Origin of the sequence: Promicromonospora sp. NPDC023987 (genome assembly GCF_040639055.1) — a bacterium.
Lineage (GTDB): Bacteria > Actinomycetota > Actinomycetes > Actinomycetales > Cellulomonadaceae > Promicromonospora.
In genome coordinates this window covers 28517-42142 of sequence record NZ_JBEZZF010000051.1, presented here as the reverse complement: position 1 = coordinate 42142, position 13626 = coordinate 28517, and the positions used below count along the sequence as shown (strand labels likewise).

The 13626-nt window shown below is 72.2% G+C and carries 13 protein-coding genes; 5 read left to right on the top strand and 8 right to left on the bottom strand.

Annotation, left to right across the window (positions count from 1 at the left end; all coding sequences use genetic code 11):
* Positions 1–129: 129 nt before the first annotated feature.
* Complete coding sequence (locus AB0F40_RS19945) at positions 130–501, top strand: metalloregulator ArsR/SmtB family transcription factor (RefSeq protein ID WP_357471461.1); 372 nt, start codon at positions 130–132, stop codon at positions 499–501.
* 1 nt (position 502) lies between these two features.
* Positions 503–1003 carry an SRPBCC family protein gene (locus AB0F40_RS19940; RefSeq protein WP_357471458.1) on the top strand — a complete coding sequence of 167 codons (501 nt, stop codon included), beginning with the start codon at positions 503–505 and terminating at the stop codon, positions 1001–1003.
* A 58-nt stretch (positions 1004–1061) separates the two neighbouring features.
* Here the strand turns inward: AB0F40_RS19940 and AB0F40_RS19935 are convergent, their stop codons facing one another.
* Positions 1062–1541, bottom strand: coding sequence for a MarR family transcriptional regulator (locus tag AB0F40_RS19935; RefSeq protein WP_357471455.1), 480 nt, complete (start codon positions 1539–1541; stop codon positions 1062–1064).
* A gap of 89 nt (positions 1542–1630) precedes the next feature.
* On the opposite strand from AB0F40_RS19935, the gene AB0F40_RS19930 reads away from it, so the two are divergent.
* Together AB0F40_RS19930 and AB0F40_RS19925 are read left to right on the top strand one after the other, a co-directional pair.
* Complete coding sequence (locus AB0F40_RS19930) at positions 1631–2689, top strand: LLM class flavin-dependent oxidoreductase (RefSeq protein WP_357471453.1); 1059 nt, start codon at positions 1631–1633, stop codon at positions 2687–2689.
* Entirely contained in the window at positions 2689–3348 is a 660-nt protein-coding gene (locus AB0F40_RS19925) for an NAD(P)-binding domain-containing protein (protein ID WP_357471450.1), read from the top strand. Before AB0F40_RS19930 ends, AB0F40_RS19925 begins: the two co-directional genes overlap by 1 nt.
* A 52-nt stretch (positions 3349–3400) precedes the next feature.
* Here AB0F40_RS19925 and AB0F40_RS19920 read toward each other — a convergent pair whose 3' ends face one another.
* From AB0F40_RS19920 to AB0F40_RS19890, 7 genes are all read right to left on the bottom strand, one after another.
* A complete protein-coding gene (locus AB0F40_RS19920; protein WP_357471447.1) occupies positions 3401–4573 on the bottom strand; it encodes a MarP family serine protease in 1173 nt (390 codons plus the stop codon).
* A 168-nt stretch (positions 4574–4741) separates the two neighbouring features.
* Positions 4742–5551: a CHAD domain-containing protein gene (locus AB0F40_RS19915; RefSeq protein ID WP_357471444.1), complete on the bottom strand. Its 810-nt coding sequence runs from the start codon at positions 5549–5551 to the stop codon at positions 4742–4744.
* 370 nt (positions 5552–5921) lie between these two features.
* Positions 5922–7502 carry a sigma-70 family RNA polymerase sigma factor gene (locus AB0F40_RS19910; RefSeq protein WP_357471441.1) on the bottom strand — a complete coding sequence of 527 codons (1581 nt, stop codon included), beginning with the start codon at positions 7500–7502 and terminating at the stop codon, positions 5922–5924.
* 151 nt (positions 7503–7653) lie between these two features.
* Entirely contained in the window at positions 7654–8172 is a 519-nt protein-coding gene (locus AB0F40_RS19905) for a DUF664 domain-containing protein (protein ID WP_357471438.1), read from the bottom strand.
* Between the two features lie 84 nt (positions 8173–8256).
* Positions 8257–10134, bottom strand: a complete 1878-nt coding sequence (locus AB0F40_RS19900) for a PhoX family phosphatase (RefSeq protein ID WP_357471435.1) — start codon at positions 10132–10134, stop codon at positions 8257–8259.
* A gap of 233 nt (positions 10135–10367) precedes the next feature.
* Positions 10368–11393, bottom strand: coding sequence for an L-idonate 5-dehydrogenase (locus AB0F40_RS19895; protein ID WP_357471432.1), 1026 nt, complete (start codon positions 11391–11393; stop codon positions 10368–10370).
* Positions 11390–12763 (bottom strand): MFS transporter, encoded by a 1374-nt coding sequence (locus tag AB0F40_RS19890; protein WP_357471429.1) that lies wholly within the window; start codon positions 12761–12763, stop codon positions 11390–11392. The genes AB0F40_RS19895 and AB0F40_RS19890 overlap by 4 nt, the downstream gene beginning before the upstream one ends.
* Positions 12764–12914: 151 nt before the next feature.
* Here AB0F40_RS19890 and AB0F40_RS19885 point away from each other — a divergent pair, with 151 nt between their 5' ends.
* Positions 12915–13625, top strand: a complete 711-nt coding sequence (locus AB0F40_RS19885; protein ID WP_357471427.1) for a GntR family transcriptional regulator — start codon at positions 12915–12917, stop codon at positions 13623–13625.
* The last annotated feature ends 1 nt before the right edge of the window (position 13626 follow it).

Below are 13626 nucleotides of genomic sequence, written 5' to 3'. Positions count from 1 at the left end.
CACACTCCGTCCACGTCGCAGACGCCGAACGACTCGCCGGTGGCAAAGTCACGACCTCGGCGCGGCGCAACCGAGCTCAAGGGCCAGAGACTCTGTTGACACATTCCCTTATGGGTATATGTTTGAACCATGGCACGAGCAGCGACCACCACCGACGCGTTCAACGCGGTGGCCGAGCCGCGCCGTCGCGAGATCCTCGACGCCCTGGCCGGCGGCGAGCTCGCGGTGGGCGACCTGACGGAGCTGCTCGGGCTCGCTCAGCCGCAGGTGTCCAAGCACCTGCGGGTCCTGCGGGAGGTCGGGCTGGTGGAGGTGCGCGACGACGGTCGCCGTCGCCTCTACCGGGTGAACGCCGCGCCGCTGCGTGCGGTCCACGACTGGGTCGGCCGGTACGAACGGCTCTGGAACGAGCGGTTCGACCTGGTCGACGACGTGCTCGACGAGCTCGCGCAAGCAGAAGCCCAGGCTCACACCGAATCGGAAACCGGAAGAGGAGATTGACATGGCCACCACGGCCAAGGGCAGCGCCGTCCTGACGCTGCCGAGCGACACCGAGATCCTGGTCACCCGGGAGTTCAACGCGCCACGCCACCTCGTGTGGAAGGTGCTCACCGAGCCGGACCTCATCAAGCGCTGGTGGGCCGGGCAACGCGGGACCGTGACGGACGTGGCGGTCGACCTGCGGGTCGGCGGCACGTGGCGGTACGTGATGACGGCGAACGAGGGGTTCGAGGTCGCCTTCCACGGTGAGTACCGCGAGATCGAGGCCCCCGAGCGGATGACGCACACCGAGGTCTTCGAGGGCATGCCCGACGGCGACTCGGAGCCCAGCCTCAACCACTACACGCTCACCGAGCAAGACGGTCGCACCACGCTCACCGTCCGGACGATCGTCTCCAGCAAGGAGGTTCGTGACGCGATCATCGCCACGGGCATGGAGGGCGGCATGCAGGAGGCCTACGACCTGCTGGAGGAGCTGGCCGCCGGCCTGGCCCCCGCCTGATCGTTGAGTGCTGGGTATTTGTTGGATCGCCGGCCGGATTCCAACAAATACCCAGCACTCAACGATCGGGTGCCACGTGGGTGCGGAGCGCCACCGTGATCTCCTCGACCTGTTCCAGCTGGGCCGGGGTCAGGGCATCCACGAACAGCTCCCGGACCGCGCGCAGATGCGGTACCGAGGCGCTCCGGAAGGCCTGCGCCCCCTCGTCCGTGCGGACCACCTCGGCGCCGCGGTAGTCGACGGCGCAGTCGTCGCGGCGGATGAGGTCGCGCGCTTCCATGCGCCGGATGTGGTGCGACAGCCGGCTGCGTTCCCAGCCGACGGCGTCCGCGAGCTCGGAGGAGCGCAGACGGTGCCCGTCCGCCTCGCTCAGGGCGAGCAGCACCGCGTAGTCACCGGGCGACAGCGCCGACTCCTCGTGCAGCCGGGCGCTCAGCCGCGCGTTCAGCGCCTGCGTGGTCTCGATGAAACCTCGCCAGATGCGCAGCTCGTCCGACGTCGGCGACTGCCGGGAGCGGGACGGTGTGTCCTCTGTCACGACGACCTCCAGTGATTGACGTGTCAACCATATCGGGAGCATGATTGACACGTCAATCAAATGTGTAGGGCAGTCGTGGAGGAGTCCTCATGGGCGGCATCGAGTTCGGCATCGACACTTTCGGCGACCTCCCGCGGAACGACCGCGGCGAGGTCATGTCCCACGGCGAGGCGATCCGCCGCACGGTCGACGAGGCGGTGCTCGCCGACCAGATCGGGGTCGACGCCATAGCGGTCGGCGAGCACCACCGGCCAGAGTTCGCGATCTCCACGCCGGAGACCGTGCTGGCCGGGATCGCGACCAAGACCTCGAACATCAAGCTCGCCTCGGGCGTGACCGTCCTGAGCTCCGACGACCCGGTGCGGGTCTTCCAGCGGTTCGCGACCGTCGACGCGCTGTCGAACGGCCGCGCGGAGGTCATCCTCGGGCGAGGCTCGTTCACCGAGTCGTTCCCGCTGTTCGGCTACGACCTGCGCGACTACGACGAGCTCTTCGAGGAGAAGATCAACCTGTTCGTCCATCTCCTCGACGAGAAGCCGGTCACGTGGGAGGGCGCCCTGCGGCCGTCGCTGGAGCAGGCCGACGTCTTCCCCAAGACGGAGTCCGGGCGCCTGACCACCTGGGTCGGCGTGGGCGGTACGCCGCAGTCGGTGCTCCGTACCGCCACGTACGGGCTGCGGCTGATGCTCGCGATCATCGGCGGCCCACCCGAGCGGTTCGTGCCGTACGTCGACCTCTACCGCCGGGCGGCCGCCGAGGTCGGCACCACCGCCTATCCCGTGGGCATGCACTCGCCCGGCTTCATCGCGGACACCGACGAGGAGGCGAAGGAGCTGTTCTACCCGGGCTACAAGGTGGTCCGTGACCGCATCGGTGCCCTGCGCGGCTGGCCGCCGCTGCGCCGCGAGGAGTTCGAGGCGGACGTCGCCCAGGGCTCGCTCTACATCGGCTCTCCCGAGACGGTGGCCCGCAAGATGGCCCGCGCCATCGGTGCGCTGGACGTCGGCCGGTTCGACCTCATCTACTCCGCCGGCGGGGCCATGCGCGCCAGTGACCGGCTGCGGGCGGTCGAGCTGTACGGCACGCGCGTGATCCCGATGGTCCGTGAGCTGCTCGCCGAGCAGCCGGAGAGGCTGGCGGTGTCCTGATGCCGGCGGCCCCCGTGCGAGCTCTCGGGATTCTCGGCGCGGGCAAGGTCGGCACCGTGCTGGCCCGCCTCGCCGTCGCCGCCGGATACCGTGTGCTCGTGGCAGGCTCCGGCGACCCGGCTCGCATAGCGCTCACCGTGGAGGTGCTCGCTCCGGGCGCCCGCGCGGTCGACGCGGCGACGGCGGCCCGCGAGGCGGACGCCGTCGTCCTCGCCCTCCCGCTGGGCAGGTACCGCACGATCCCCGCCGAGCCGCTGGAGGGCAAGCTCGTCCTCGACGCCATGAACCACTGGTGGGAGGTCGACGGGCCGCGCGACGGGATCCTGCGGCCGGAGGAGTCCACGAGCGAGCTGGTCCAGGCCGCGCTCCCCGGGACGCGCGTGGTCAAGGCGTTCAACCACATGGGCTATCACGACCTCGAGGACGGAGCCCGGCCGGCGGGGTCGCCCGCCCGCAAGGCGATCGGGATCGCCGGCGGCGATCCGGCCGACGTCGCAGCGGTGGCCGGCATCGTGGACGCGCTCGGCTTCGACCCGGTGGTCGCAGGGACGCTCGCCGAGGGGATCCGCATGGAGCCCGGTACCCCGGTGTTCGGGGCGGACGTCGACGCGCGGGACCTGAGCGAGCTGCTGGGCTCCCGCGCTGCCTCCCAGGCCTGAGCCGTCCCGGTGCCCCCGCACCGCCTCAGGCCGTGCGGGGGTGTCGGCGACGTCAGCTCGCGCACTTCCCGGTCGACACCGCGGCCTCCAGGTCGGTGGCCTGCGTGGCGACCGGCATCAGCTCGGCGGTCGTCATCGCGTAGCCGATGTCGCGGTCGGAGTCGTCGCGCGCGAAGATCACGCCGGCCACCTCGCCCCCGGTCGTCAGGAGCGGCCCGCCGGAGTTGCCCGGTCGCACCACGGCCGCGAGCGAGTAGACCTCCCGGTCGGCCCCGCCCGCGCCGTAGGAGTCCGGGACGCGCGTGGTGCTGACACTGAGCACACCGGCGCTGCCCGACGTGAACGGCCCGCCGTAGGGATACCCCTGGACGACGGCGCGATCGCCGACCGCGAGCGTCCGCGCGACGCCCAGCGGGTCCGCGTCGAGGTCGTCGACCGCGATCACGGCGAGGTCGTCGACGGGGTCGTAGTAGACCACGCGCCCCTCCCGGACCGTGCCGCCGGGGAGCTCGATGACCGGCCGGTCCACACCGGCCACGACGTGCGCGTTGGTCACCAGGCGGTCGGGGGCGACGACGAACCCTGACCCGGTCGAGCTCTTGCCGCACGCGTACGCGATGCCAGAGATCCGGGCCACCGACTGCGCCGACTCCTCCAGCTGTGCGTTGTCGAGGTCGACGGCCGGCACCACCGGCGTCTCTCGCGGCACCATCAGGATGTTCAGCCGCGGCAGGCCGTCGTCGAGCACGATCGAGCGCATCTCGGCGAGCGGGCGGCCCACGGCGGGCGGCGTCAGGTCGTCGATCGTGCGCAGCACCGCGGACGACGAGACCACCGAAGCGACACCTGGAGCGCCCGTGGCACTGATCGCGTTACCGACGAACGAGAGTGCCAGAGCGACGACGCCCACGTTCGCGACCCCGCCGAGCAGACGTTCGAGCGGGCGGAGCGAGGTGCGGTCCACACCCTGGCGCAGGTTTCGGCCCAGCCCCGCACCGATGGAGGCGCCGAACAAGGGCAGAAGGATGGCCACGACGATGGACACCGGACCACGCCACTCGGAGGTGGGCAGCAGGTCGTTGACGGCGGGGACCGCCCAGAACGCTGCCACACCGCCGATGACCAGGCCGATCAGGCCGCCGAGCGTAGCCAGTAGGCCCCGGCTGAGGCCGGCCATGAGGGCGAGGAACAGCACCACGAGAAGCACCAGGTCGAAAAGCTGCACGGGGCTCCTTCGGGGACGGTCGGCGGCGGGCGATCAGGCGGGATGGGATGACCGTATGCGCTGAACCTGCGTGCGGTGGCCCGCGACCCACCTCCATCACGCGATCCCCCGATTTGCGGCGAGAAGTTCACCGCTGCTCCCTTCCTTCGGAGCGGCATGGCGACGCCACTACGCGCGAGCCTCCAGCTCGCCGAGCGCGGCAGGCAGGTCCGCAAGCGCGGCGAGGGCCCGCTCCTGGCACAGTCCGACGACGGCGTCGTACGCCGGTGAGCCGTTCGAGCGCTCGCGGACGTGCTCCGCCAGGAGCAGGGCGTCGCGGTGGTCGCCGAGCAGGGACTGGATCCGGTGGGCGGTGGCGCCGAGGTCCTTGGTCCTGCGGCCGAGCAGCCCGACGGGCTTGCGTGTGATCGCCTCGCAGGTGTGCCGCAGCCGCCGCGCCGCCTTGCGCAGCTCGTGGGCGCTCTCGAGGTCGGTGAGCTCGCCGACCGAGCCGAGCGTGCGCTCCGTCTGCCGACGTACGGTCCGGCGGGCGGCCTTCTTCGCCGGTCGCGACGCTCGATCGCCCAGCCGGGGCGCGACCGCCCAGTCGTCGAGGAGTCGCCCGAGGGTTCGCCCTTGCTCCGATCGGGTCCAGCGGACGACGTCGGCGCGCGCTTGCTCACGGGCCGCCACCAGCGGCTCGAGCAAAGCGGAGCGGGTCTTCTCGTCGAGGCCGGTCGCGTCAGCCGCCGTGGCCGCCTGGTGCGCGCGGACCTCCAGGTCCCGCGCCCGCCCCAGCACGTCGCCCCACTCCTTGAGCTGGGAGCGCAGCTCGCCGGTCGCGTCCTCGTCGAGGTACCTGCGGAACGCGGCGAGCACGTTGCGCAGGCGGCGGACGGAGGTGCGCAGCCGGTGCACGGCGTCGGGCTCGTCGGCGAGGGCCGCCGGGACGCGCTGGTGGATCCGGCGCACGAGGTCATCGACCGCGAGGGTCAGCATCTCGCCAGCGGTCTCGGGGCGCGTGGTGGTGTCAGCGGCGATGCGGCCAGGTTATCGCGTGCCGGGCTGGGCCGAGCCGGGCCGGGCCGAGCAGGGGGGCCGGGCGGGCCGGGCGGGGCGGGAGGGCAGGGGAGGGCAGGGCAGGGCAGGGCAAGGCAAGGGCTCCGAGCGGACGGCCCTGTCCCTGGGTGAGCTCGCGTGGCGGGTGCCAGGTCTGGTTGATCTCGTTCGGCCTGGCCCGCCGTAATCCGGCTTGGCTGAACTATTCGGCACAGCCCGGATACCCGGGCCCCAGCCGAACACAGTTCGGCCCACCCGGCACCCGCCACCGGAGCACTGTGCCCGGGGCGGTGGTCCACCGGTTGCCCATCTAGTCCTCTTCGGCCCGGGACCAGCGCTCCCAGAGCCACAGGAGAAAGACGATCAGCAGGAACCCGGGTATCCCGATGGCCCCGAGCCGGGCGAGCCAGTCCGTGACCTGGGCGCCGACGCCGGGGTTGGTGCCGTCGGCCGTCGCGGGCCCGCCGCCGTCGGTGCTGCCATCGTCGGGCGCGCTCCGGCCGTCGCTCCGGGCGCTGTTATCGCCGTTGCCGTCGCTGTCGCCGTCGCTGTCGCCGTCGCCCGGCTCGTCGTCCGCGGCCCTGTCCTTTCCGGTATCCGTGCCGCTCCCTCCGGTGTCCGGTGCCTCGCCCGACCCGCCGTCGTCCGCGGACGGACCGTCGCCGATACCGAGCCGGGCCAGCCAGTCCGCAACGTCCGCGCCGATGCCGGAGTCCGCGCCACGGGCACCGCCACCGTCACCGTTACCGTCACCGCCAGCGCCAGCGCCAGCGTCACCGCCAGCGTCACCGCTACTGGCATCGCCACCGGCACCGTCGGTGCCCGTGCCAGCCACTGCTCCGTCGCCTTCTCCCTCGCCGGAGCCGTCGCCCCCGCCGCCACCCGCGCCGGCACCCGCGCCTCCGCCACCCGCACCATCTCCTCCGCCCCCCGCGCCGGGGTTCGGGACGGACTCCGCGGCGGGGGGTTCATCAGCCTGGTTGGCGACCAGCGCCATGGCGCCGCCGCCGAGGGCGAGCACGGCGAGGACACCCGCGACGATGGCCGCTTCCTTCTTGCCGAAGGATCGAGGCGCCCCGGCCCCGGCCCCGGCAGCCCCCGCTCCTACCCCCGCTCCCGCGCCGGCACCCGCGGCTCCCCCGGCTGCCGCTCCCGCACCGACCGCTGCGCCGAGAGCGCCGGTGGCCACGGCGGCCGCGATGACGTGCTGTCCGAGGTCGCGCAGCATCCAGGAGACCTCGCGTACGTCGATGAACGCGCGGGTGCACTCGGCGCAGCCGTCCATATGGACCTCGAGGCGCCGTTGGCGGCGGGGCAGGAGGCGGCCCTTGAGGTAGTCGTGCATGGCGGCGCGGGTGGTGCGGCACTCGGGTTCGTTGACGTGCTGGGCGTGGGCGGCGGCGAAGGCTCCGGCGAGGCGTTCTTCGGCGCGGCGTAGCCGCATGGTGACGGCGTGGGGGCGGACGCCGAGGTTGGTGGCGATATCGGACACGGCGCGGTCGTGGACGTGGCGTTCGAGGAGGATCTGGCGGTCGTCGTCGGCGAGGTGGGTCAGGGCGTCGCGGAGCATGGTGACGTCGGCCTGGCGTTCCGAGTCCAGTTCGGCACCGGCGACCGGGGGTGTGAGGCCGTCGAGGGTGTCGTCCTCGACGGGTCGGGTGCGTCCGGCCTCGCGGGTCATGCTGATGGCTTCGTTGACGGCGGCGCGTCGCCAGTAGGGGGCGGGGTCGTCGATGGTGGTGCCGGTGGACACGAGCCGGACCATTTTTTCCAGGGCGCGGCTGGCGGCTTCCTCGGCGTCGATGCCGGGGACGCGGGCAGCGACCGAACGCACGACGTTCGGACGATGCACGACCCAGTCGTCCATCTGTAGCGCGCGCGCCGCCGTCATCCCGGGTGCCCCCTCCTCGATCGGCGATGATTCCACCGGGATCGGGAGGACGCGCGACGAATCGCATGGTTTGCGTTAACGCAACCGATTCGTCGGTAAGCGGTGATTCCTGCTGGGCGACGAGGGCCCGTCGGCTACCGCTCCTGCCGCCTCACCGCTCGCGTCGTCGCAGCACGACCCCACGGACGAACGACGCCTGGCCGGCGTGCTGCAGGTCGTCGTTGACGACGCTGACCAGCCGGACGCCGAGCGTGACCGGCGGGTCCCACGACTCGTCGATCACCTGCTCGAGGTCGGCGTCGGACAGGGTGGTCAGGTAGCGCACCGTCCGCTCGTGCACCGCGTCGTGGTAGCCCGTCAGCAGGTCGGCCGACGGCACCCGGACGGCGGAGACCTCGTCGGCGTCGTGCCCGTAACCGGTCTCCTCCGCCGGGAAGGGCAGCCCGAACCGGCGGTCCCACCCGTCGTCGGACCAGACCTGGCTGGTGCCGGCCGCATCGGCGACGTGGTCGTCCTGCACCCGGGTCAGGTGCCAGACGAGCCACGCCACCGAGTTGGCGTCCTCGTCGACGCGGAACGCGAGCTCGTCGGCGGACAGCCCGAGGACCGAGCCGTGCACCGCCTCCTTGATCCGGCCGAACGCGTCCGCGAGCAGATCCGTACCACGCATCGATGGTCCCCTCTCATGCCTCGGCATCCACGGACACGATGCCACGGCGCCCCCTGGCTCGCTCGGCGCGGGGCGACACCAGAGCTATGCGCCGACCACTCCGCCGTCCTCCCTGGTGATGACGATGGTGGCCGACCGCGGGCGGCCCGTGGGGCTGAAGTCGGGCCAGCTCGAGCTGGCGCGCGGGTTGTCGGGAGTCCCCGAGTCGCCGGGGTGCTGGATGTTGACGAACAGCGACCGGCCGTCCGGGGTGGCGGTGATGCCGGTGATCTCGCAGCGCGGGGGACCGACGAGGAACCGGCGGATGTCGCCGCGCTCGGTGTCGGCCACCAGCATCTGGTTGTTCTGGTCGCCGCCGTCGACCTGCGGCTGGGCGCCGTCGGTCAGGATCCAGAGCCGCCCGACGGCGTCGAACCACAGGCCGTCGGGGGAGCCGAACGCCTGGTCCGAGGGAACGGTGGCCCCGCTGGCCTCGTCCCCCGCGAGCAGGAAGATGTCCCAGTCGAAGCGCACGGCGCTCGGGTCGCCGTTCTCGTCGATCTTCATGATGTGCCCGTAGCGGTTGTTCAGCCGCGGGTTCGCCGCGTTCACCGACTCGGTGCGAGCCGTGTTGTTCGTGCACGTGAAGTACACGGCGCCGGTGTGCGGCTGCACGGTGCACCACTCGGGCCGGTCCATCGGCGTCGCGCCCACGGCGTCGGCCGCGAGGCGCGTGTGGATCAGCACCTGGGCCTGGTCCGCGAACCCGTCCGCCGCGGTCAGGCCGGGCTCGCCGTGGACGAGCGGCAGCCACCTGCCGGAACCGTCCTCGTCGAACCTGGCGACGTACAGCGTGCCCTCGTCGAGCGGGCTCCGCCCGGCCCGGCGCGCCTTCGCGATCGGCTCGGCGCCCACGAACTTGTAGAAGTAGTCGAACTGCGTGTCGTCGCCCATGTACACGACTGCCTCGCCGCGCCGGCCACGCACCACGACGGCGTTCTCGTGCTCCATCCGGCCCAGCGCGGTGCGCTTCTTCGGCGTCGACGTCGGGTCGAACGGGTCTACCTCCACCACCCAGCCGAACCGGTTGTACTCGTTCGGCTCGTCCCGCATGTCGAAGCGGCTGTCGGTGGTGTACCAGGGGTACGGGCTCTCCGAGCCGATGCCGTAGCGCTCCTCGACCGACCCGGCCGGCGGCGGCTGCTCCCCGTAGTAGAAGTACTTGTTGATCGTCTCCTCGCACGTCAGATACGTGTCCCACGGGGTGGGGCCGCTCGCGCAGTTGTTCAGGGTGCCCAGCACGAGCACGCCGTCGGGGTCGGCGCCCGTCCGCATGAGCGGGTGCCCCGCGGCGGGGCCGGTGAGCTCGATCGGCGTGGTCATGGTCACGCGCCGGGCGAACCGCGACTCGGCGAGCTGCCACCCGCCGCGGCGGTCCTGCTCGACCTGGATGACGGAGACGCCGTGCGCGGCCTGCGACTTGGCGGTCTTCTCCGGCGACCAGGCGGCCCGGCCGTCGGTGTGCAGCAGGTTCTCGGTGGTGGCCTCGTGGTTGACGCAGAGCAGGCCGGAGCGGCGGTCCCGCAGCGGGAAGAACCACATGCCGTCGTGGTGGTCGCCGGCCTGCCGTGCCTGGTCGGCCGCGCTGTTGGCGGCGTCCTCGGCGAACGCCGGACCGGACGGGACGATCGGGTGGCCCCAGGGGAAGAGCACGTCGTACCGGTACCCCGGCGGCAGCATCACCTCGTCGGCGACGCTGGGCGCGATGGCGGGGAAGCCGAGCAGCGGGCGTCCGCCGCCGCGCCCCGGACCCGCCGCGGCGGCACCGGTGCCCGTACCGGCGCCTGCCGCGGTCGCCGGGGTCGTGACGCCGAAGAAGGCCGCCGCCGCGGTGGCCAGACCGCCCGCCATGGCGGTCCGGCGGGACAGTCGAAGCTCAGCGAGCTCGGAGATCGACGGTGTGTCGGGGGTGTCGGCGTTCACTGAGGCTCCAACCGTTGGCGCGGGCCGCGATGCGGCCGGGACGCGCGCCACGGTAGGCAGCCGATATGGCCAGGTCCTCACACGAGCGTGAACGACGGCGGAAGGCGTCGGCCTGGGCCGGCTCGGCTGCCGCTGGGCTGGGCTGTGTCGGGCTCGGCTGCTGCCCGGCTCAGTCGCCGCCCGGCTCGGCTGCCGCCCCGCTCAGTCGCCGCCCGGCCCGGCTGCCGCCCGGCTCAGTCGCCGGAGAGGCGGATGAGCACCTTGCTGCTGCCGGGCCCGGCGGCCGTGGCGAGCGCCTCGCCGGCCTGCTCGATGCCGAAGCGGTGCGTGACCACGCCCGACACGTCCAGCCCGTCGTCGAGGGCGTCGAGGGCGTCGCTGATCTCCTCGACGAACCGGTAGGCGCCCACCCACGTGATCTCGCGGGTGACGAGGTCGCCGAGGGCGGCAGGGGCAGCGGAGCCCGGGAGGTTGCCGACCTGAACGAGCATCCCGCCGCGGGCCGTGGCCCGCAGCACACCGCCGAGCGCCGCTGGAGCCCCGGAGGCCTCGAACACGAGCTCGCAGTCGTCCGGCAGGCGGTCGCCGGCGCCGAGGTCGAGGACGCGGTCGGCGCCCAGCTCCTTGGCCACGGCCAGCGAGGAGGCGGAGAGGTCTGCGGCGGTGACCGTCGCGGCGCCCGCGTGCTTCGCGGCCGCCACGACGAGGCAGCCGATGGGGCCCGCTCCGTTGACCAGCACGTCGCGCCCGCGCACGTCGCCGGCCCGGTTGACCGCGTGCATGGCCACGGCCAGCGGCTCGGCGAGAGCTGCCTGCTCGGTGCTCACGCCGTCGGGCAGCCTGCGCAGCTGGTGGGCCGGGACGGCCCGCAGCTCGCTGAACCCGCCGTCGGTGTGCGGGTGGGATGCCGCAGACCCGAAGTACCGGACCTGCGTGTGCAGGTTGCTCCGTCCCGCGAGGCGCTCCGGCAGGACCGACCCGGCGGCCGCGTGCGCCGGGTGCACCGTGACCGGCGTGCCCGGCTCCCAGCCGGAGACCCCCGGGCCGGTCGACACCACGCGGCCGGCCACCTCGTGGCCGAGGACGAGCGAGTCGCGCAGCACTGCGGTGCCCGAGGAGCCGTTCCTCCAGTAGGCCAGGTCCGACCCGCAGACGCCGCCCCACTCCATGGCCACGACGACCTCGCCGGTCCGGGCGACGGGATCGGGGCGCTCCTCGACCCGCAGGTCGCCGGCGCCGTGGACGACTACCGCTCTCATACGGCGTCCTCGAGCCGGACGAGGTCGCGGCCCACGGTCTCGGGGGAGAGGCGCGCGGCCACCAGGGTGATGGTCGAGTAGACGACGAGCATCGCGGCGATCGGCCACCAGCTGCCGGTGAGCGCGGTGAGCGACGCGGCGATGACGGGCCCGATCGCCGTCGCGAGGATGCCGCCGATCTCCTTGGTCAGGGCCAGCTGGGTGAACCGGGTCCGGGAGCCGAACAGCTCGGCCATGGTCACGCTCTCCAGGGCGAACAGGCCGAGGACACCGAGGTTCAGGCCGGCGATCATGCCGAACAGGAGGCCCGCCGTGCTGCCGCTGGTGATCATCAGCATCATCGGGAACGCGAACGCGATGGTGAGCAGGGACAGCACGGTGTACATCGTGCGCCGGCCGAAGCGGTCGCCCAGCATGCCGATCACCGGCACGGTCACGAAGCCCGCGATGGAGCCCCACATGATCGCCTCGGTGGCCAGGGCGCGGTCCATCGCGAGAGTGGTCGCGATGTAGCCGACCAGGAAGGTCTGGATAAGCCCGGAGTTGCCGGCCTGGCCGAACCGCAGGGTCAGCGCCAGGAAGAACGCCTTGCCCTTGCGCTGCTTGAGGGCCGTCTGGAGCACGGGCTCGGTGGTGGCGGACTCGACCTCGGCGCGGCTGAGGGCGACCCCGTCCACGACGTCGGCCCGCGCCTCGAAGACCGGGCTCTCCTTGACGTTCCTGCGGATCCAGACCGCGAAGATCATCAGCACGAAGCTGAGCAGGAACGGCAGCCGCCAGCCCCAGCTCAGGAGCTGCTCCTCGCTGAGCACGGCCAGCAGCAGCGCCCACAGGGCCGACGCCGCCAGGGTGCCGGAGTTGGTGCCGAGCGAGACCAGCGAGGCGACGAGGCCGCGACGCTTCACCGGCGCGTACTCCGCCAGCATCACGGTGGCGCCCGCGATCTCCGCGCCGGCGCCGAAGCCCTGGATCAGGCGCAGCACGACCAGCAGGACCGGCGCCATGATGCCGATCATCTGATAGGTGGGCAGCACGCCGATCAGCGTCGTCGACCCGCCCATGAGCGCGATGGTGATGAACAGGACCTTGCGCCGGCCGATCCGGTCGCCCATACGGCCGAAGTAGACGGCGCCCGCGAGCCGGGCCACGTACCCGACGCCGTAGGTGGCCATCGCGGCGATCAGGGCGATCGCGGGGCTGGCCTCGGGGAAGAAGATCTGGTTGAAGACGATGGCGGCCGCCAGCGAGTAGAGCTGGAAGTCCATGAACTCCATGGCGGTGCCGAGCCACCCCGACACGGCTGCCCGCGTGAGGTCCTTGGTAGATCGGGTGACCGCGTTACCCGGCGGGGTCATTGCTGTTTCCGCCATTGGAGTGTGCTCCTTGCGTTCTTGACTGACGTCGTTGTCGGGATTGCCCGCCCGCCAATGTGTGGCAGCACTTGTATGTAAGCAGCGTCGACAAGTTGGTGTCAACTGGCAGTGGTGTGGAAGGGCGGCTCGTCTCGCCTAGACTCCGTGCATGAGGGAAGCCTCGAACCGATCCAACAGACGAGTCGTCTACGAGACGCTGCGCCGCAAGGTGCTCACCCTCGAGCTGCCGCCCGGTGCATCCCTGTCGGAGAACGAGCTCGCCGCGTCCCTCGGCGTCAGCCGGACGCCGGTGCGCGAGAGCCTGATCCTCCTCGGCGAGGAGGGCCTGGTGCGGGTGTTCCCCAAGGTCGGGTCCTTCGTTTCCCGCGTGGACGCCGAACGCGTCGCCGACGCACAGTTCCTCCGCGAGGCGGTCGAGCTGGCCGCGTTCGACGACATCCCGGAGACCCTCGACCCTGGCCTGCTCGCCGAGCTGCGCGCCAACCTGGAGCAGCAGCGGGCGCCCGGGCTCGATCTCGAGAAGTTCTTCGAGCTCGACGAGTCGTTCCATCACGGGCTCCTGCGCCTCAGCGGGCACGGCAGGGCCTGGTCGACGGTCGTCGCCGCCAAGGGGCACCTGGACCGGGCCCGCCGCCTCGGGCTGCACGAGACGAACGGCATGGGCCGCTTCGTCGACGAGCACCACACCATTCTCGACGCGGTGGTGGCCGGGGACCTCCCGAGCGCGCGCGCCGGCCTGCGGGCCCACCTCCGCGCGGTGTTCGACGACATCGAGAAGACTCGCCGGCGCTCGCCGGAGCTCTTCGCCAGCGACGACGGCTCCGTTCCCGTGCGCCGCAGCATCGCCGTCTGGGAGTAGC

Coding starts and splice junctions, on each gene's coding strand:
- AB0F40_RS19890 (WP_357471429.1), bottom strand. CDS start 12,763: ATGGCGGAAACAGCAATGACCCCGCCGGGTAACGCGGTCACCCGATCT.
- AB0F40_RS19905 (WP_357471438.1), bottom strand. CDS start 8,172: ATGCGTGGTACGGATCTGCTCGCGGACGCGTTCGGCCGGATCAAGGAG.
- AB0F40_RS19895 (WP_357471432.1), bottom strand. CDS start 11,393: ATGAGAGCGGTAGTCGTCCACGGCGCCGGCGACCTGCGGGTCGAGGAG.
- AB0F40_RS19925 (WP_357471450.1), top strand. CDS start 2,689: ATGCCGGCGGCCCCCGTGCGAGCTCTCGGGATTCTCGGCGCGGGCAAG.
- AB0F40_RS19940 (WP_357471458.1), top strand. CDS start 503: ATGGCCACCACGGCCAAGGGCAGCGCCGTCCTGACGCTGCCGAGCGAC.
- AB0F40_RS19915 (WP_357471444.1), bottom strand. CDS start 5,551: ATGCTGACCCTCGCGGTCGATGACCTCGTGCGCCGGATCCACCAGCGC.
- AB0F40_RS19930 (WP_357471453.1), top strand. CDS start 1,631: ATGGGCGGCATCGAGTTCGGCATCGACACTTTCGGCGACCTCCCGCGG.
- AB0F40_RS19910 (WP_357471441.1), bottom strand. CDS start 7,502: ATGACGGCGGCGCGCGCGCTACAGATGGACGACTGGGTCGTGCATCGT.
- AB0F40_RS19885 (WP_357471427.1), top strand. CDS start 12,915: ATGAGGGAAGCCTCGAACCGATCCAACAGACGAGTCGTCTACGAGACG.
- AB0F40_RS19945 (WP_357471461.1), top strand. CDS start 130: ATGGCACGAGCAGCGACCACCACCGACGCGTTCAACGCGGTGGCCGAG.